Origin of the sequence: Paludisphaera mucosa (genome assembly GCF_029589435.1) — a bacterium.
Taxonomy (GTDB): Bacteria; Planctomycetota; Planctomycetia; order Isosphaerales; family Isosphaeraceae; genus Paludisphaera; species Paludisphaera mucosa.
In genome coordinates this window covers 870,535-887,543 of record NZ_JARRAG010000002.1, presented here as the reverse complement: position 1 = coordinate 887,543, position 17,009 = coordinate 870,535, and the positions used below count along the sequence as shown (strand labels likewise).

At 71.9% G+C, this 17,009-nt stretch carries 14 protein-coding genes; 7 read left to right on the top strand and 7 right to left on the bottom strand.

What is annotated here, in order from left to right:
- Nucleotides 1-48: 48 nt before the first annotated feature.
- The 3 genes from PZE19_RS13170 to PZE19_RS13160 form a co-directional block, all read right to left on the bottom strand.
- Entirely contained in the window at nt 49-912 is an 864-nt protein-coding gene (locus tag PZE19_RS13170; protein ID WP_277861087.1) for an ABC transporter permease, read from the bottom strand.
- 7 nt (nt 913-919) lie between these two features.
- Entirely contained in the window at nt 920-1,324 is a 405-nt protein-coding gene (locus tag PZE19_RS13165) for a HEAT repeat domain-containing protein (protein ID WP_277861086.1), read from the bottom strand.
- A 144-nt stretch (nt 1,325-1,468) separates the two neighbouring features.
- Nucleotides 1,469-2,602: an SGNH/GDSL hydrolase family protein gene (locus PZE19_RS13160; protein ID WP_277861085.1), complete on the bottom strand. Its 1,134-nt coding sequence runs from the start codon at nt 2,600-2,602 to the stop codon at nt 1,469-1,471.
- Between the two features lie 344 nt (nt 2,603-2,946).
- Between PZE19_RS13160 and PZE19_RS13155 the strand changes: the two genes are divergently transcribed.
- The 3 genes from PZE19_RS13155 (at nt 2,947) to PZE19_RS13145 (ending at nt 6,288) form a co-directional block, all read left to right on the top strand.
- Nucleotides 2,947-4,500, top strand: a complete 1,554-nt coding sequence (locus PZE19_RS13155) for a GspE/PulE family protein (protein ID WP_277861084.1) — start codon at nt 2,947-2,949, stop codon at nt 4,498-4,500.
- A gap of 53 nt (nt 4,501-4,553) precedes the next feature.
- Nucleotides 4,554-5,582: a hypothetical protein gene (locus PZE19_RS13150; protein ID WP_277861083.1), complete on the top strand. Its 1,029-nt coding sequence runs from the start codon at nt 4,554-4,556 to the stop codon at nt 5,580-5,582.
- Nucleotides 5,583-5,787: 205 nt separating this feature from the next.
- Complete coding sequence (locus PZE19_RS13145; protein WP_277861082.1) at nt 5,788-6,288, top strand: Fur family transcriptional regulator; 501 nt, start codon at nt 5,788-5,790, stop codon at nt 6,286-6,288.
- A gap of 349 nt (nt 6,289-6,637) precedes the next feature.
- Here PZE19_RS13145 and PZE19_RS13140 read toward each other — a convergent pair whose 3' ends face one another.
- The gene (locus PZE19_RS13140; protein ID WP_277861081.1) at nt 6,638-8,293 is read right to left on the bottom strand and encodes an alkaline phosphatase family protein; all 1,656 of its coding nucleotides are present in this window, start codon (nt 8,291-8,293) and stop codon (nt 6,638-6,640) included.
- A complete protein-coding gene (locus PZE19_RS13135) occupies nt 8,266-9,081 on the bottom strand; it encodes a class I SAM-dependent methyltransferase (protein WP_277861080.1) in 816 nt (271 codons plus the stop codon). The genes PZE19_RS13140 and PZE19_RS13135 overlap by 28 nt, the downstream gene beginning before the upstream one ends.
- A gap of 304 nt (nt 9,082-9,385) precedes the next feature.
- On the opposite strand from PZE19_RS13135, the gene PZE19_RS13130 reads away from it, so the two are divergent.
- The 3 genes from PZE19_RS13130 (at nt 9,386) to PZE19_RS13120 (ending at nt 14,266) form a co-directional block, all read left to right on the top strand.
- A complete protein-coding gene (locus PZE19_RS13130) occupies nt 9,386-11,299 on the top strand; it encodes an ATP-binding protein (RefSeq protein ID WP_277861079.1) in 1,914 nt (637 codons plus the stop codon).
- 52 nt (nt 11,300-11,351) lie between these two features.
- Nucleotides 11,352-13,196 (top strand): ATP-dependent zinc metalloprotease FtsH, encoded by a 1,845-nt coding sequence (ftsH, locus tag PZE19_RS13125; protein ID WP_277861078.1) that lies wholly within the window; start codon nt 11,352-11,354, stop codon nt 13,194-13,196.
- 116 nt (nt 13,197-13,312) lie between these two features.
- Nucleotides 13,313-14,266, top strand: coding sequence for an ROK family protein (locus PZE19_RS13120; protein WP_277861077.1), 954 nt, complete (start codon nt 13,313-13,315; stop codon nt 14,264-14,266).
- A gap of 9 nt (nt 14,267-14,275) precedes the next feature.
- On the opposite strand, the gene PZE19_RS13115 is transcribed toward PZE19_RS13120, so the two are convergent.
- Both PZE19_RS13115 and PZE19_RS13110 read right to left on the bottom strand, forming a co-directional pair.
- Nucleotides 14,276-15,049, bottom strand: coding sequence for a c-type cytochrome (locus tag PZE19_RS13115; protein WP_277861076.1), 774 nt, complete (start codon nt 15,047-15,049; stop codon nt 14,276-14,278).
- 10 nt (nt 15,050-15,059) lie between these two features.
- The gene (locus tag PZE19_RS13110; protein ID WP_277861075.1) at nt 15,060-16,286 is read right to left on the bottom strand and encodes a sulfite oxidase; all 1,227 of its coding nucleotides are present in this window, start codon (nt 16,284-16,286) and stop codon (nt 15,060-15,062) included.
- Between the two features lie 399 nt (nt 16,287-16,685).
- Between PZE19_RS13110 and PZE19_RS13105 the strand changes: the two genes are divergently transcribed.
- Nucleotides 16,686-16,991, top strand: a complete 306-nt coding sequence (locus tag PZE19_RS13105; protein ID WP_277861074.1) for a hypothetical protein — start codon at nt 16,686-16,688, stop codon at nt 16,989-16,991.
- Nucleotides 16,992-17,009: the final 18 nt, after the last annotated feature.

Below are 17,009 nucleotides of genomic sequence, written 5' to 3'. Positions count from 1 at the left end.
GCTCCCTCCCGGTCGAGGCCCCCTTCGCGGGCGGGCCCGGATCCTCTGTCACGGGGTCGGCGGTTGCAGAAGCGAGGGCCCGTAGACCGGGACCGCGTGGTACACGAAGAGGAACCAGGTCATGTTCAGCAGCAGGATCGCCGCCATCGCCAGGCACGACGCCCGCACGACCGAGCTCATGGTCGCGACGGCCTCGTCGCCGGCGTCGGCCTCGGGCTCCAGGTCCCGAAGGCCCTCGGCGCAGGCGAAGGCGGAGGTGACCAGCCCGAACAGGACGCCCTTGACCAGCACGCCGACGACGTCGCGATACCAGAGCATCCGGACGAGCATCAGGAAGTACATGTCCGTCGAGAGGCCCATCAGGGCCTCCGACGACTTCCAGCCCACGACCGTGCCGACCACGCAGCCCCAGAGCGAGAGCAGGGGGGTCGCCGCGACCGCCGCCAGCATCCGCGCCGCGGCCGTCCGCCCGAAGGGGAGGTCCGCCGGGCCCCGGCGCAGCCGCCGCAGCTCGGGGACGATCCGGCCGGGGAGCAGGCCGGCGAGGGTCAGGCCGGTCATCATCGAGGCCAGGTTGCGCAGCAGGCCGACGCCCACCACGGCCCCGGTGCCGTCGACGAACGTGCTGCCGAAGTACGCCTGCATCGACAGGAACGAGCCCATCGCCACGTGGACCAGGGCCACCAGCGGGAAGCCCGCCCAGAGCATCCACGACAGCTCGTGCGTCGTGGCCGCGCGGAGCGTCGTCTCGTCGTCGTCGCGTCCCCGCACGATCGCGGCCCCCGCCGACAGCGTCAGCAGGGCCGTCGCGCCCAGGTAGCTCAGGGTCCCGGTGGCCGTCCGGCCGACCCACCCGATCGGGGCCAGCCAGCCCGGCGACTCCGAGACGTGCCCGCCCGCGCTCATCGCCATGAGGCCCTCACTTCCGGATGGTCCGGCGGATCTGCGTCGTCGGCTGGTGCTGGGGCGTCGGCGCCGGGACGGCCGCCGGCGGCTTGCCGCCCAGCCATTCCCGCCAGCGCTCGACGGCCGCGCGGCGCTCGGGCTCCTCCTCCCAGGGGAGATAGCCGAAGTCCTGGCCGGTCCGCTGCTTCAACTCCTCGTGCGCCGCCAGGCGGACCACCGGGTCGGGGTCGTCGAGGCGGCCGACCAGGGCGGGGACGACCTGCGCGCCGGGCCGCCGGTCGCCCAGGCTGAGCGCCCGGGCGCGGACCATGGGCGCGGGATGCTGGATCTTGCGGAAGTTCCGCGGGGTCGTCATGCCGCATCCCTGCGCCGCGACCAGGATCAGGACCAGCGTTGCCGCCCCGAGCGATCGTCTCATCCTGTGGCACTGCTCTTCCGTGAACAGCGGTCCCGGGGGCCGTCGCCTCGACGCGGTCGCGCGTCGCGATCGTCCCGGATCGTGGCGGACTTTAGTCGAAGTCCGGGGGGGCGGCAATCCCAATCGGCCCCCGCGCCCGGCCGCTCAATCGTCCAGGTCCAGGCCCGGGAGCGTCCCCCGCGCCAGCAGGGCGGAGCGGAAGGCTTCGAAGATCGCGCGGTGGCCGCGGACGCTGGGGTGCTTGTCCCAGGGGGAGACGCGGAACTCCTCGGCGGCCAGGTCGCGGAACGCGTCGCCGAGGTCCAGGACGTCCAGCCGGTGGTGGCGGATCGCCGCGTGCATGATCCTGTCCAGGACGGCGTTGTCCAGCTTCTCGTCGGCCCGGGGGATGACGACCACCGTCAGCGGGACGCCGGTCCGCCGCGCGTACTCGGCCCAGCCCTTGTACGCCTCTTCGAGCAGGGGCTCGGCCTCGTGGCGGATCTTGAGGCGGAAGGCGTCGACCGTGTCGGAGGGGGACGCGCCCGCCCGCGCGAGCGCCTCGGTCACGAAGTGCAGGGCGGGGGGGATGGGCGTCGGCGGGTCGGCCCGCACCACGGTCTCCAGGTGCGCGGCCTCCAGGGCCGGGTCGAGGACGGTGGCGTCGCAGAGGATCCAGTCGGGCTCGGATCCCTCGCCCTCCTCGATCATCCGCGCCAGCCGCCGCGAGGGGGAGTCGCCCGAGACGGCGAGGTTCACGACCTCGATCCGGCGGCCCGTGGCGAAGGATTCGTTCAGCCAGCGTTCGAGCAGGCGGGGATAGGCGTCGTCGTCGCCGACGCCGTGGCCCATCGTGTTCGAGGACCCGAAGACCACGACGCGGAAGACCCCCTCGGGCTTGGGCGAGGCGACCTCGGGCGTCCGGTAGCCCCGGGAGTTGGTCCGGAAGGGGACGCCGTTCCAGACGAGGTCGAGGTTCGGCCGCATCCGCCAGCGGAGGTAGGTCGGGATCGGCTCGACGATCCCGGCGGCGCCGAAGGGGATCCAGCCCGGGGGGGGCTCCGCGACGGCCTCGGCGGCCGGCCCGCGGTTGGCGTCGATGAGCGCCTCGTAGTAGCCCCGCGTCTCCACGCCGCGGAGTTCGCGGCCGATCCGGGTCTTCCCCCGGGCCACGCGGAGCCAGTCGTTCTCGGGCCCGAACGCCGAGGCCGCCAGCACGGCCAGGCAAGACAGGAACGAGAGGGCCCCGCCCCGGGTCGCGGGCTTCGAGGGCGTCTGGCCGTGGGCGCGCGTGTTCATGACGGGGCATCCTGATCGGCGAAGCCGGGCCGCCCGTCGGGGCCCGGGGGCCCGCGAGGTCGGCGCGGCGGGGTCGCCGGGGCCGGGGACGTGACGCGGATGGCCGCGAGGCCGCGCGTGGCGTCGAGATACCGGAAAACACCTTTTGCGGCAAGGCGGGCCGTCGCGGCGGGAATCCCCGCGACCTCCGTCTTGTGTCGCCCCGCGATATGGGAAACAATGCGGTTCAAGGCGTTACGGCGACGATCGCGACCCTCCCTCCCCCCGGATCGACGTCACGCCCGGGCGCGGAATGACGTGGCACCGCCCGGCGAGAGGTCGGCGTACCGAGAGGCCCCCGAGTCATGCATCCCACCAACGCTCCGTCGTCCCATGCGGCCCCGACGGCGGGCGCCGCCCCCGAACCCGCCGCGCTCTCGTCCGAGGACGCGGTGCTGGCCGCCGTCCTGGTCAAGAACGGCGTCCTGACCGACGACCAGATCCAGGAGGCCCGCCGCTTCGGGGAGGAGCACCGCCGCGACCTCAAGCAGGCCATCCTGGAGATGAACCTCATCTCCCCCGAGCGGCTCAACCAGCTCGCCTTCGAGCGGCTGCGGGCCCTGGCCCAGACCGACGAGCCCGAGGCCCCCGCCCCGGCGGCCCCGGAAGGGCCCGGCACGACGGCCATCCTCATCCTCCCCGACCGCAACCAGGTCCAGCGCGACGTCCGCAAGGAGCTTCAGGACCTGACCCAGACGGTCCCCGTCCCGGCGCTGGTCGGCCAGATCCTCGAGCGCGCCATCGACTGCCGCGCCACCGACATCCACTTCGACTCGCTCGACAACGGCCTGCGCGTCCGCTACCGCATCGACGGCCAGCTCCAGGACATCCTCTTCATCGAGTCGGCCGTCGCCGCCGCGGCGCTCAGCCGCGTCAAGGTCATGTCCAACCTCAACATCGTGGAGCGCCGGCACTCGCAGGACGGCCGCATCACGATCATGTACAACAGCAAGCCCCGCGACCTCCGCGTGGCCACCTTCCCGACGATCTACGGCGAGAAGATCGTCATCCGCATCCACGAGGTGCTCACCGACGTCGTCGGCTTCCACCACTTGGGCATGAACAAGTCCCAGGCCGAGGTCATGGACCGCCTCATCGTCCAGCCCTACGGCGCGGTGCTGGTCGCCGGCCCGGTCGGCGCCGGCAAGACCTCGACGCTCTACAACTGCCTCGAGCGGATCAACTCGCCGCTCCGCAACGTCATGACGATCGAGGACCCGATCGAGCACCGGATGCCCGGCGTCAACCAGACCCAGGTCGGCTCCAACCCCGGCGAGATGACCTTCAGCGAGGGCCTCCGCGCCCTCCTGCGGCAGGACCCCGACATCGTCATGATCGGCGAGATCCGCGATGAGGAGACCGCCCGCATCGGCATCCGCGCGGCGCTCACCGGCGTCTTGGTCTTCAGCACCCTCCACGGCTCGGACGCCCCCAGCACGATCAGCAATCTTTACAATTTCGGCATCCCCGGCTATCAGCTTTCCAGCAGCCTTTTGGCCATCGTCTCGCAGCGCCTGGTCCGCAAGATCTGCCCCAACTGCCGGGTCTGCTACACCCCCGACGAGAAGCTCCTGCTCTCCCTGGAACTCGACCCCGACGAGCACGCCGGGGCCCAGCTCTACCGCGGCACCGGCTGCCCCGCCTGCTTCCAGACCGGGTACATCGGCCGCACCGGGGTCTTCGAGATCATGATGATCGGCGAGGAGTTGCGCGACCTGATCTTCCAGCAGATCCCCCGGGACGTCCTGCGGCGTGTAGCGGTCGATCTGGGAATGCGAACTTTGAAGCAGTCCGCGGTCGATAAGATTCTGGAAGGGGTCACCACGGTGGAGGAGGTCTACCGCGTGGTGTCCTTCTGAATCGATCCGACGGATCGACGACGAGGTCCGGGCGAACCGACAGGAGGTCGGCAATGCACGCGCAAAGTCTCCGCAGGCAGATCACCACCGCAAGCTTGATCGCGGCCTCGGCGCTGGCCGCGCCTCGGGCCGCGACGGCCGACGACACGGGCCTCCTGGGCCGGCTCTTCCGCCTGGGCGGGACCTCGAACGCGGCGAAGTCCAAGCCGACCCCGGCCCCCCTGCCGTACGGCTCGGGCGGCGAGAAGGCCGGCGTCGGCCGCAACCACGAGCACGACCACGCCCGCGAGCCGGGCGACGCCTTCATCCCCCCCGCCGCCGCCCGGGGCCCCGCGCCGACGCCGACGGCCGGCCCGATCGGCGAGGGGCCGTCGACCCCCGCCGTCTCCGAGCACGGCCCGGCCGCGCCCCCCATCACCCCCCGGTCGCGGGTGAGCAACGCCGCGACCGACGCCGACCCGCTCCTGACCCGCATGGCCCTGGGGCGGTCGAACGACGGCAGCCAGTTCGGCATGTTCCTGCAGGTCTACGCCGACGGGACCGTGATCGATTCCGAGGGCGTCCACCGGCTCGCCCCGGCCGACCTCAAGCCGATCGCCGACCTGGTGGCCTCGGGCGAGCTGGGACGGAACCGGGGCCACTGCGGCAGCCCGTCGAGCGATTACATCGAGGAAGTGCACGTCGTCGTCTTCGAACGTCGGCTCGGCCGGCTCACCGCCCAGCCGTTCTCCTACTCCGGCAACCCCCAGGGCTGCGACCCCTCGGTGCGGCAGCTCCACACCCTGGTCGAGGGCCTGCAGGCCCGGCTCAGCGGCCAGCCCGCCGCCGCCGCCGTGACCCCGCCGGCCGCCGAGGGCGACCACGCCGCCGGGCCCGCGATCGCGCCGCCGTCGGCCGCGTCGGCCTTCAGCCCGTCGTCGGCCGCGGCGCGTCCGGCCGCAGTTCCCGGCCGTGGGGCGATCCCGCCGTCGGCCGTCGGGACCGGCCGCGTCCTGCCGCCGCTCTCCCCCGCGACCTCCCCGGCGTCGGCGAACGCCCCGACCGGCGTGGTCATCCCCCTGACCCCGGCCGGGTCGCCCTGACGCCGCCGCCCCCCATCCCGGCCCCGGGGCGCCGCGTCGCGAGGCGTCCCGCCCCCGGGCCGGATCCGCCCCCGGGACCGTCGCGGCGCGACCGCGTCGGACTGGCGTTCGGCCCGCCCGTCGCCTACAATGGAGAACGATTCTTGATGGGCGAAGGGCGCGAAGACCCCCGGAAGGCTCGCAGCTTGGACGGAAGGACGCGGCCGTGTCGAAGACCCAGACCGACGACTTGACCCCGCTCGACGTCCCGGAATCCCCCGAAGACAAGTTCCGCGAATTCCTGGAGATCCGGGGCGAGAAGCTGACCGACCCCCGGCGCACGCTCGTTCGGCACATCTACAGCAGCCACAAGCACTTCGACGCCGACGAGCTGGTACGCGACCTCCACGACGCCGGCCACGCCATCAGCCGGTCGACCGTCTACCGGACCCTCCGCCTGCTGGTCGAGGCCGGGCTCCTGCGCGAGCTGCGGCTGACCAACCGCTCGGCCTACGAGCACGACTACGGCTACCCCGCGCACGACCACCTGCACTGCACCGTGTGCAACCGCGTGGTCGAGTTCCGCAACGAGGAGATCCTCAAGCTCCGCGACGAGGTCAGCCGCGCCCACGGCTTCCGCGCCACCGGCCACCGCTTCCTCATCACCGGCGTCTGCTCGAAGTGCGACCGCTCCCACAGCCCCCGCCGCCGCCTCGACCTGATCTGAGCGGGAGCGGAACAGCCGGCGCGCATCGTCATGAAGGGCCTGTCGTCCGACTTCGGCCCTTCGCGGCTCTGGCCCCGAAGTCCGACGTCCATTCATTGAGATCGGCGCACGCAATCGCTGATGTCGGCCCATGTTCTATTAAGGTATTGCTACGCGCAGAACAGGCCATCGCGGAGTACGCAAGTTGATCCGACGGCAAGAAAACGGTGAGTCGGAATCGGCCGTCGGAAGTCGAAAAACCGACATCAAAGCTATTCCGTAAAACGATTTAGGTCCGATGGGTCCGTTCGTCGGTGGGGCGGACGAACCCAGATCGGACCCAATCGTCTCGCCCTCTTCGAGGGCCGACTCACTCCAGGTAGCCGAGGTCCGCGAGCCGCCGTTCGAGGATCGCCTGCTCCTCGTCGGTGTATTCGAAGGCGGGCTGGTGGGGGCCGCCGATCGGCTGCTTCGTCGGCTCGTCGAGGCGTTCGGTGGGCCTGGGGCGACCGACGCCGATGGGCGAGCCTTCCATGTGGGGCGGGACCGGCAGGCCGAGCAGGTTCAGGACCGTCGGAGCCGCGTCGATCAGCTGGGCGTTCAGGTTTCGGCCGGGCGCGAGCCCCGCGCCGGCGATGGCCACGACCCCTTCGGGGCGGTGGGTGCCGGTGAGGTTCGGGTCGGCGTGGACCCAGTCGCCGGGCCCGGTCCCGGCCAGCTTGGTGCGGACCCAGAAGGGGGCGTCGGGCAGGGCGATGAGGTCGGGGTAGCCTTCCCGGGCCGGGTCGATCCCGTAGGCGTCGGCCGTGGCGATGATGCGCGGGAAGAGGCGACGGCCCGTCTCCGGGTGCAGGGCCTCGGCGAGGGCCCCGGCGGCGGCGTCGCGGGCCTCGTCGACCTCGCGGGGGGTGAACAGCGGGGCGGCGTGGCGGGTGGTCCCGCGCCGCGCGGGGGAGTTCACGTAGATCATCGCCGCCGTGTCCTGGTGCGGGGCGAAGGCCAGCGTCCGCGACCAGTCGAACGGGAACGACGCGGCGACCGACTGGTCGAACGAGGCCGACCGCGCCGTCGGGTCGCCGCGCTTGGCCTTCCAGACGCGGAGGTGGTCGACGGCCTGCCGGCCGCGGCGGACCAGCTTGCGGGCGATCCCCGCCCCCTGGGCGACCCCGGCGTCGAGCAGGATCCGGTTGACGTCCACCCGGCCCTCGCACGGGCCGAAGCCGTGGTCGCTGACGACCATCACGGCCGCCCCCCGCGCCGCGGCCAGCTCGCAGAGCGTGCCGATGGCGCGGTCGAGGCCGCGGATCACCTCCGCGGCGGCGGCGTTCCATTCGGGCGAGTCGATCCCGGTCGCGTCCACGTTCAGGTACCGCCAGGCGCGGTGCTGGAACGGGTCCAGGTTCTGGAACTGGACCATGAGCGCCGACCAGCTCGGGAACATCCGGTCGGCGAGCAGGCCCCCCCGGGCGCGGCCCTGGAAGCTCTCGACGGTGAGCCGGGCGTTGGCCTGCAGCTCCTCCAGCGACTGGGGCGCGCGCTTCCAGAAGTAGCGGAGCGTATAGTCGGGGACCTCGGCCTTGAGCCGGGCGGCGAACCCGGGCGAGCCCTGCAGCGCGGCGTCGAGGTGGGGCGCGTCCATGCCCGAGACGACGACGCCATCGATCGCGGGCGGCGGGAAGAGGCCGGGGACGTTGAGGCAGGCGGCCTGCCGGCCGGCGTCGCTCAGGATCCGCCAGAGGTTGGGGACGCGGACGCGGCCGGAGTGGTTGACCTTCATGCGGTCGGAGGCGGCGTCGTAGTAGCGGTGGTCGAAGACGCCGTGCCGGGCCGGGGTGCAGCCGGTGGCCATCGAGGTCCACGCGGCCGTCGTCACCGGCGGCTCGACCGACGTCAGGACGCCGTGCGCCGCGCCCTTCAGGAGGGCGTCGAGGTTGGGCGCGACGCCCCGGGCCCGCATCGGGTCGAGGACGTTCCAGGTGGCGCCGTCGAGGCCGAGGATCAGAACACGATCGAGGGATGCCGCCATGCGCCTTGGCCCTTGGTGTCATGGATCATGGGGATGGGGGAACCGTTGACGGCCTGGTCGACGCGCAGCTCGCGCTGGGCCGGGGCCGTCGCGGCCACCGACTCGGCCCCGGTCTCCACGCCGAATTCGGAGTGGTAGTAGCCCGCCGCCTGCTGGCGCTCGCCCTTGGAGCGGTAGAGCCGGCCCAGCCGCCGGCGGATCTTCAGGCCGAACGGCGTCGCGGCCTCGGCCTCGGCGAGGAAGCGGCGGTAGCCGGCGATCAGGTCGCGGGCGCGGTCCTGGAAGTCGGCCGGGGCGGGGGCCTTGATCCCCATGGCCATGACCGAGTGCGGGAACGACCGGAAGCCCTGCGAGCCGACGATCCGGGCGTCGTAGGGCCGCATCATCCGCTTCAGGCAGCTCGGGGTCATCCGCCAGTAGTCGTCGGGGTAGGCGTGGATCCGGAAGTTCAGGGGCGAGGTGATGACGAAGACGCCCCCCGGCTTGAGGATCCGGAAGACCTCGTCGAAGGCGCGGCGGACCTCGAAGACGTGTTCGAAGGTCTCCAGGCAGAGCACCGCGCCGGCGGAGGCGTCGGGCATGGCCACGGCCGAGACGTCCTCGATCCGGTCGACCCCCGGCCCGGGCCGCATGTCGCAGCCGATGAAGGGCTTGCCCGCGAACATGCCCCGAAGATTGGCGTAGCCTTCCTGACCCTCGACCTGGTACGAGCCGAACTCCACGATCGGCGCCGGGCAGTCGAAGGTCTCGGCCACAAGGCGGCAGAACGCCTTGTTGTGGTCTCGCATCGTCGTTGCTCCTCCATGAGCCAGGTGGTCGGCGGACCGAGGGGGTCGTGCGGGCGGTCTCGGACGCCCCCGGAAATCGGCGGGATCTTAGGCCCAACGCCGGGATCGGTCAACGGCAAGTCCGCGGGCCGGGGCCCAGCGGATCTCGCACTGGCCAGGGCGGGCGGTTTCGATTAGGGTGAAGGTTCCTCTCGCGACGACCCCAGGAGGACCGCAGCTCGGTCGCGTCGTATGGACCCGCTCGGCATCGGCCCCGCCGCCGCGCCGCGGTCGGCCCCCGGAGCCTGGTTGAGGGATTTGACCGGTGTCCTATCGCAGCTTCAAGCACCTGCTCGGCGAGACCAGCCTGGAGCGCAAATGCCGCTTCATCTTCGGGCTGGGCATCTTCCTGCTCGTCGTGGTCAGCTTCCTGCTCTACGGCCTGAAGACCGAGAGCCTGGTCAAGAGCCAGACGACCCAGCAGGCGCGGATGCTCGTCAACCCGACGCTCAAGGACATCCACTACAAGAAGCTGGGCAACTACTTCTTCGAGCGGATCATCGACGTCCTCTGGGGCGACCTGAAGCCGCTCGACGACATGCCCGACGTCAAGGCGACGGTCATCCGGCCCTACGCCGACAAGGACCCGGCCAAGCAGCCCCAGGACGACTTCGAACGCGCCGCGATGGCGCGGTTCCTGAAGGCGTCGGTCGACGAGGAGGCGTTCGTCAAGACGGGCAAGCCCCGGCCCAACTTCTACACCTTCGCCGACGGCACCAGGATGTGGGACGAGCGGATCACGCCCGACCAGCAGCAGTACCAGTACATCCAGGCCGTGACCTTCAAGCCCAGCTGCCTGATGGACTGCCACAGCAGCGAGGATGCGGGCGGCGAGGGCTTCGAGGGGGGGGGGACGGTCCACATCGACAACCACCACCTCTGGAAGCTCGCGGCCGACGGCAGGCACAACGTCCGCGTCAAGGCCGGCGACCTCGCCGGGGCCGTCGTCGTCCGGGTGCCGATGAAGCAGACCCGGCTGGCGATCAACAACAACCGCGCCGTGCTGATCGCCGCGGCGCTGGTGACGGCCGTGCTGGCGATGGTCTCGTCGTACATGATCGTCCGCTACGTGATCGTCAAGCCGGTCAAGCACCTGCGCGACGTCTCCGACGCCATCGCCGCCGGCCGGCTCAACATCCGCAGCCAGATCCAGACCGGCGACGAGTTCGAGGACCTCTCCCACGCCTTCAACCGCATGCTCCACAACCTCGTGGCCATGCAGCAGGAGCTGCGCGACGTCAACGGCGACCTCGACCACAAGGTCGACGAGCTGGCCCAGGCCAACATGGCGCTCTACGAGATGAACCGCATCAAGAGCGACTTCCTGGCCACGATGAGCCACGAGCTGCGCACGCCCCTGAACTCGATCATCGGCTTCTCGGAGGTCCTGGGGGGCAACGAGAACCTCAACGATCGCCAGCGGCGGTACGTGGGGAACATCCAGACGTCGGGCAAGATGCTCCTGGGGATGATCAACGACATCCTCGACCTGGCGAAGATCGAGAGCGGCAAGATGGAGGTCCGCAGCGAGGACTTCTCGATCCGCGACGTCTGCGAGGCCCTGACGAACCTGACCCGGCCGATGGCCGACCGCAAGGACGTGGCGCTGGAATGCCGGCTCGACGAGGCCATCCCGCTGCTGCGGCAGGACCCCGGCAAGATCCGCCAGATCCTCTACAACCTGCTCTCGAACGCGATCAAGTTCACGCCCGAGGGGGGCCGCGTGACGCTGCGGGCGCGGACCGACGGCCGGTTCGTGGTGCTGGAGGTCGAGGACACCGGCATCGGCATCGCCGAGGAGGAGCGCGAGGTGGTCTTCGAGAAGTTCCGCCAGGCGAAGGCGCCCGGCCAGGCCGACGACGTGCTGACCCGCGAGCACCAGGGGACCGGCCTGGGCCTGTCGATCGTCCGCGAGCTGGCCCGGCTCCTGGGCGGCGAGGTCCACCTGCGCAGCCAGCTCGGGCGGGGGAGCACGTTCACGGTCCGGATCCCGCTCCAGCTCGCCGGCAACCACCGCTTCGACGTCAACCTCACCGACGAGCGGGTCGACCTCTCCAAGGCCCGCCGGATCGAGCCCCAGCCTTCGTTCCCCCACCTCCCCCTGTCGCGTCCCCAGGCGGGCGGGGGCCTCGGCCCCGACCCGCTCCGGGGCCTCGGCAAGAACGCCCCGGTCGTCTGACCGCCCCGATCCCGTTGTGATTCCGCCCCGTCGACACCACGATGTGAGCACCATGAATCGCCTCCCGCACCTGCTCTCGCACCGCAACCGGCGAGGCCGCCGGAACCTGGGGCTGCTCGCGACGGCCGTCGCGCTCGGCCTGGCGGCGGCCTTCGGGCTCGCGGCCCTCCTCCAACCCCCGGTCCGGGACCTCTCCTACGGCCGCTTCCGCAAGACGCTGGTCGACGGCGGCGTGGCCTCGGCCCGGGTCGGCCCGACCGCGATCGAAGGCCGCCTGGCCGCGCCCGCGGCCGGCGCCCCGGGGCCCCGCTACCGGGTCTCCCGGCTGGGCATGGAGCACGACGAGGACCTGATCCGCCTGCTGGAGGCGCACGTCCCCGGCGGCGACTACGACGCCGAGTCGGCCCCCTCGGCCGCGTGGTCGACGGCCCTGCCGACGGCCATGTTCCTGATGATGATCGCCGTCCTCTCGCTGGTCGTCGCGCGATCGGGGGGGATGGGCTCGGCGCTGGCGTTCAGCAAGAGCCGGCCGCGGGTCTACGGCGCCGACGAGCGCCGGATCACCTTCGAGAACGTCGCCGGCCACGACGAGGTCGTCGCCGAGCTGCGCGAGGTCGTCGACTTCCTCCGCACGCCCGGCAGGTTCCACTCGCTGGGCGGGCGGATCCCCAAGGGCGTCCTGCTCGTCGGCGCGCCCGGCACGGGCAAGACCCTGCTGGCCCGCGCCGTGGCGGGCGAGGCCGGCGTCCCGTACTTCTCGCTCTCGGGCTCGGACTTCGTCGAGCTGTTCGTCGGCGTGGGCGCCGCCAGGGTCCGCAGCCTCTTCGCCAGGGCCCAGGCCGAGGCCCCGTCCCTGATCTTCATCGACGAGCTCGACGCCATCGGCAAGGCCCGAGGCGCGGGGGGCTCGGGGGGCCACGACGAGCGCGACCAGACCCTGAACCAGCTCCTCGTCGAGATGGACGGCTTCGACGCCGACCGGGGCGTGATCCTGCTGGCCGCCACGAACCGCCCCGAGACCCTCGACCCCGCGCTGGTGCGCCCCGGCCGCTTCGACCGCCAGGTGGTCGTCGACCGGCCCGACCTCGTCGGCCGCGAGCAGATCCTCGCGGTCCACTCGCGCGTCGTCCCCCTGGCCGACGGCCTGAACCTCCGCCAGATCGCCGCGATGACCCCCGGATTCGTGGGCGCCGACCTGGCGAACCTCGTCAACGAGGCCGCGCTGCTGGCGGCGAGGCGGGGCAAGGAGCAGGTCGGCCAGCCCGAGTTCGAGGACGGCATCGAGCGCCTGATCGCCGGCCCCGAGAAGCGCCAGCGGCTGCTCCTCCCCGACGAGAAGCGGCGGATCGCCTACCACGAGGCGGGCCACGCCTTGGTCGCGCGCAGCCTCCCCCAGACCGACCCGGTCCACAAGGTCTCGATCGTGGGCCGGGGGGCCGCGGCCCTGGGCTACACGCTCTACCGCCCCGAGGACGACCGCTTCCTGCACACCCGCACGGCCCTGCAGAACGCGATCTGCTGCCTGCTGGGGGGCACCCTCGCCGAGGAGATCGCGCTCGGGGAGACGTCCGACGGCTGCACCAGCGACCTGAGCCGGGCGACCGAGATCGCCTCGCGGATGGTGCTGGACTTCGGCATGAGCCCCGTCCTGGGCCGCCTCCGCTACACGGCCGAGCGCGACGCGCCCCGCCCCGGCGGCCCGGCCCCCGACCGCGCCTACAGCGAGCAGACCGCCCGCGAGATCGACCTGGAGGTCCGCCGGATCGTCGACGAGGCCCTGGCCAAGGCCCGGCGCATCCTGGAGGAGCGTCGCGAGGCCCTCGACCGCGTGGCCGCCCGCCTCATCGAGCGCGAGTCCATCAACGCCGTCGAGCTGGACGAACTGCTGGCCGCCTGACCGCTTACGCGAAACCGGGCCGTCCTGTAGAATCGACCCGTCGACGGCGGCGTGCGTCGCCGCGGCAATCTGGGCTGGGAGCGCATCCTATGGCAGGGCAGGGCGACGGGCCTCCCGTGATCGGCGTCGATCTGGGCGGGACGAAAATCATGGCGGGCGTGGTCGCCCCCGACAACCGGATCCTCGGGCGGGGCAAGCGCAACACGCCGGCCAAGGAAGGGGGCCCGGCCATCCTGAAGACCATGCTGGAGTGCATCGACGAGGCCCTCGCCGAGGCCGGCGTGGCGCGGGGCGACGTCGTCGCGGCGGGGATCGGCTCGCCCGGCCCGCTCGACGTCGACGCCGGCGTGATCCTCTTCAGCGCCAACCTGAGCGTCAAGAACTACCCGATCGGCCCCGAGCTGTCGGCCGCCCTGGGCGTGCCGGTGCGGCTCCAGAACGACGTCCGGGTCGGCGGCTACGGCGAGTTCATGCTGGGCGCCGGCCGGGGCTACACCGACCTGATCACCGCGTTCGTCGGCACCGGCATCGGCGGCTGCCTGATCCTCAACGGCCGGATCGTCGCCGGCTCGACCAACAACGCCGGCGAGATCGGCCACGTCGTCGTCAAGGCCGGCGGCCCCCGCTGCGGCTGCGGCTCGAAGGGCTGCATGGAGGCCTTCGCAAGCAAGACGGCCATGGCCAACCGGCTCGTCAAGGCCGCCAAGAAGCGCGACTGCCCGCTGGGCGAGAAGATCCTCCGCAAGGGACGCCTCAAGAGCGGCGACCTGGCGCAGGCCGTCCGCGACAAGGACGAGGTCGCCGTCCGCGAAGTCGAGCGCGCGGCGTTCTACCTCGGAGTGGGCCTGGGCGGGCTGGTCAACGTCTTCGGGCCCCAGGTCGTGGTGATCGGCGGCGGCGTGACCCAGGCCCTGGGCCAGCCGTACCTCGACATGGTCGCCGATTCCGCCCGCCAGCAGATCATCACCGACCCGGACAAGACGATCAAGTTCGTCCAGGCCACCCTCGGCGACGACGCCGGCGTCCTCGGCGCGTCGCTCTTCGCCCGCGAGATGATGGCCCAGGGCTGACGGCCGACCTCACGGCTTCGGCGCGGCGGGGGCGGCCTTCGACGCCGCGTCGCGGTCGAGGCCGCGGAGCCAGCCGAGGATGTCGCGCTGCTGGTCGGCGGCGAGCATCGCGTTCATCGCCGGCATCTTGCGCAGGCCCTTCTGGACCACCTCGTTATAGAAGCCCGCGTGGGTCAGCACGGCCCGGTCGGCGAGCGCCGGGCCGAGTTCGGTCCCGAGCGCCGCGGGCCCGTGGCAGCTCGCGCAGACGATCAGGTAGAGCTGGCCTCCCCGCGCGGCGTCGGCCCCGCTCGCGCCCTCGGAAGGGTCGCCGGGGATCTCGCGCGTCGGCAGGTCGGCGAGCGCGACCCGGCCGGGGGGCGGGACGGGCGACTTGTCGCCGAAGTGGCGAGTCAGATACTCCTCGACCGGCGCGCGGTCGGACTCGGGGAGCATGGCGCCCCAGGTCAGCATCTTGTCGACCTCCGCCTTCCATTGCGCGGCGGTCAGGCGCTGGCTGGAGAACATGCCTTCCTCGTGGCAGATCAGGCAGTTGTCGGTTAGGGCTCGCTTCGCCATGACGTCGCGATAGGCGGCCTCCTCGTCGTCCTCGTCGCCGCCGGGGGCGGCCGGGGCGTCGAGCTTCGCCTGGGCCGTGACCGAGGCCGAGGCGTCGCGGGCCGCCGCCTCCGCCCGCCGCACCTGGTCGAGGATCGCGCGGCGGCTCTGCTGGAGGCGATATCCGAACGTGAGGCCCGCCGCCGCGATCGCCGCGAGCGTCAGGGCGATCAGGATGGTTCTCATAAGTTGGTGCTCACGAGACGGTGCAGGGGACGCGGTCGTAGCCGTTCCACAGATAGCCGCTCTTGTTCCACGGGCTGACCTCGGGCTGGACCTCCCCCTTGGAGTCGGTGGCTCGGGCCTGGAGCACGTACTCGCCTGCGGCCGGCGGCGTCCAGGCGAGCTTGAACCGCCGCCAGCTCCCCTGGCGGGGCCCGTCGAGCAGCTCGGCCTCGCGCCAGGTCGGGTCCTGGACGGTCGCGACCTCGACCTTCACGACGTGGCCCTCGCCGGTCCAGGCGACGCCGCGGACCTCCTGCGGCCCTCGCGCCAGCGCGGCCCCGGCTCCCGGCCAGGTGATCAGCGACTTGACGTTCATCCACTCGACGGGGACCAGGTCGGCCGGATCCGGGGCGACGCCGGGGGGGATCGGCTTGCGCGGGATGCGGTAGCCGGTCTTCATGTAGAAGCTCGACGCCTCCTCGGCCGCGACCACGATCCGGCGGATCCACTTGGTCCAGCAGTCGCCGCCCCATCCGGGGACGACGACCCGCGCGGGGCCGCCGTGGAGGACCGGCAGCGGCTCGCCGTTCATCTTCAGGGCGACGAGCGTGTCCTCGGCTTTCGCGCGGGCGACGGGGATGCTCCGGATGAAGGCCGGCGATTTGGGCGTGGGCGGGACGTCGCCGCCGACGAAGTGGACGTGGGCCGCCTCCGGCCTCACGCCGGCCCGCTCCAGGAGGGCCGCCAGCGGCACGCCGGCCCATTCGGCGTGGCCGACGGCCCCGCGCTCCCAGACCAGCCCCGGCATCCGGGGCCGGAACAGGCCCCGGCCGTTGCCGGCGCACTGGAGCACGGCCGGGATCGTCGTCGACGCCATCGCCTCCAGGTCGGCCAGGCTCAGCTTGAGCGGCCTCTCCACCAGGCCCTCGACGACGACCTCCCAGGGCCGCAGGCCGATCGCCGGCGCGCCGTGATGGCTGCGGACGAAGAACTCGGGGACGGGCGTCAGGAACGAGTCGAGCGCGGCCGACGGCGATTCCAGGTTCAGCGGCCGTTCCGTGCGCACGATCATGCGCCGGTCCACGCCGGCCGACGCCTCGTCGGCCCGCGCCGACGGCGAGGCCGCGCGCCCGAGCCCGCCGGCCAGGCCCCCCGCGCCGAGCATCCCGCCCCAGACCGTCCCGAGGAACCCGCGACGGTCCGACGCGGCCCCCGCGCGGCCGTCGCGATCGCGATGATCGTCCAATTCCGCAGCCATCGTCCTTCGCCCCCCGGCCCCGCGAACCCCGGCCTTCGGGGCTGCGTCCAGATTATGCAGATGTGCCCGCTGCGCGTCCAGGACCCTCGCCCCCGCGCGTGGCCTCGAAGCCTCGCCGGTGCCCGGATCGACGCCGTCCCAGGGGCTCGAGGTGGGTGATTCGCCCGCATTCTCGGTTCAATCCGCAGAACCCCTCTCCGGGCGCCTTCGTAACAAGATTAGGAGGGGTAAGCTCGGTATTTGGTTTGCTCTATAATAGTGATGTCGAGAACGGGCCGACCCAGGAAGGCCGTTCAAGGACGTCACATCCAGCCCGCAAGTCGGCTCGCACTCGCACGGTCCCGTCCCCCGGCGTTCGATCTGAGGTGGCCACCGACTCCATTCCACGGGTTGCGAACGATGAAAAAAATCCGTCGCAAGCGCCAGCAAGCCTTGTTCGCCCGTCTCGGCCGTCATCTGGAGATCTGCCTCGACTCGCTGAAGCCCCGCAGGATGCGGACGCGCTCGGCGCGATACGCCGCGGCCCTCGCCGAGGGCCTGGGCCTGATCGAACGCCCCAAGGGCTGCTCCTGGTGCCGCCGCCGCCAGCGGCTCCAGCGCCACCACTGGGATTACGAGGAGCCGTTGAACGTCACGTTCCTCTGCCCGGACTGCCACGCCATCGCCGACGGCATGGTCCTGAATCAGCATCAGGCGATCGCCTGAGCATCCGGATCGAATCGA

Excerpts from the sequence above, each read along its gene's own strand:
- PZE19_RS13160 (WP_277861085.1), bottom strand. The coding sequence starts at position 2,602 with ATGAACACGCGCGCCCACGGCCAGACGCCCTCGAAGCCCGCGACCCGG.
- PZE19_RS13140 (WP_277861081.1), bottom strand. The coding sequence starts at position 8,293 with ATGGCGGCATCCCTCGATCGTGTTCTGATCCTCGGCCTCGACGGCGCC.
- PZE19_RS13135 (WP_277861080.1), bottom strand. The coding sequence starts at position 9,081 with ATGCGAGACCACAACAAGGCGTTCTGCCGCCTTGTGGCCGAGACCTTC.
- PZE19_RS13105 (WP_277861074.1), top strand. The coding sequence starts at position 16,686 with ATGAAAAAAATCCGTCGCAAGCGCCAGCAAGCCTTGTTCGCCCGTCTC.
- PZE19_RS13165 (WP_277861086.1), bottom strand. The coding sequence starts at position 1,324 with ATGAGACGATCGCTCGGGGCGGCAACGCTGGTCCTGATCCTGGTCGCG.
- PZE19_RS13110 (WP_277861075.1), bottom strand. The coding sequence starts at position 16,286 with ATGGCTGCGGAATTGGACGATCATCGCGATCGCGACGGCCGCGCGGGG.
- ftsH (WP_277861078.1), top strand. The coding sequence starts at position 11,352 with ATGAATCGCCTCCCGCACCTGCTCTCGCACCGCAACCGGCGAGGCCGC.
- PZE19_RS13170 (WP_277861087.1), bottom strand. The coding sequence starts at position 912 with ATGGCGATGAGCGCGGGCGGGCACGTCTCGGAGTCGCCGGGCTGGCTG.
- PZE19_RS13150 (WP_277861083.1), top strand. The coding sequence starts at position 4,554 with ATGCACGCGCAAAGTCTCCGCAGGCAGATCACCACCGCAAGCTTGATC.
- PZE19_RS13115 (WP_277861076.1), bottom strand. The coding sequence starts at position 15,049 with ATGAGAACCATCCTGATCGCCCTGACGCTCGCGGCGATCGCGGCGGCG.
- PZE19_RS13155 (WP_277861084.1), top strand. The coding sequence starts at position 2,947 with ATGCATCCCACCAACGCTCCGTCGTCCCATGCGGCCCCGACGGCGGGC.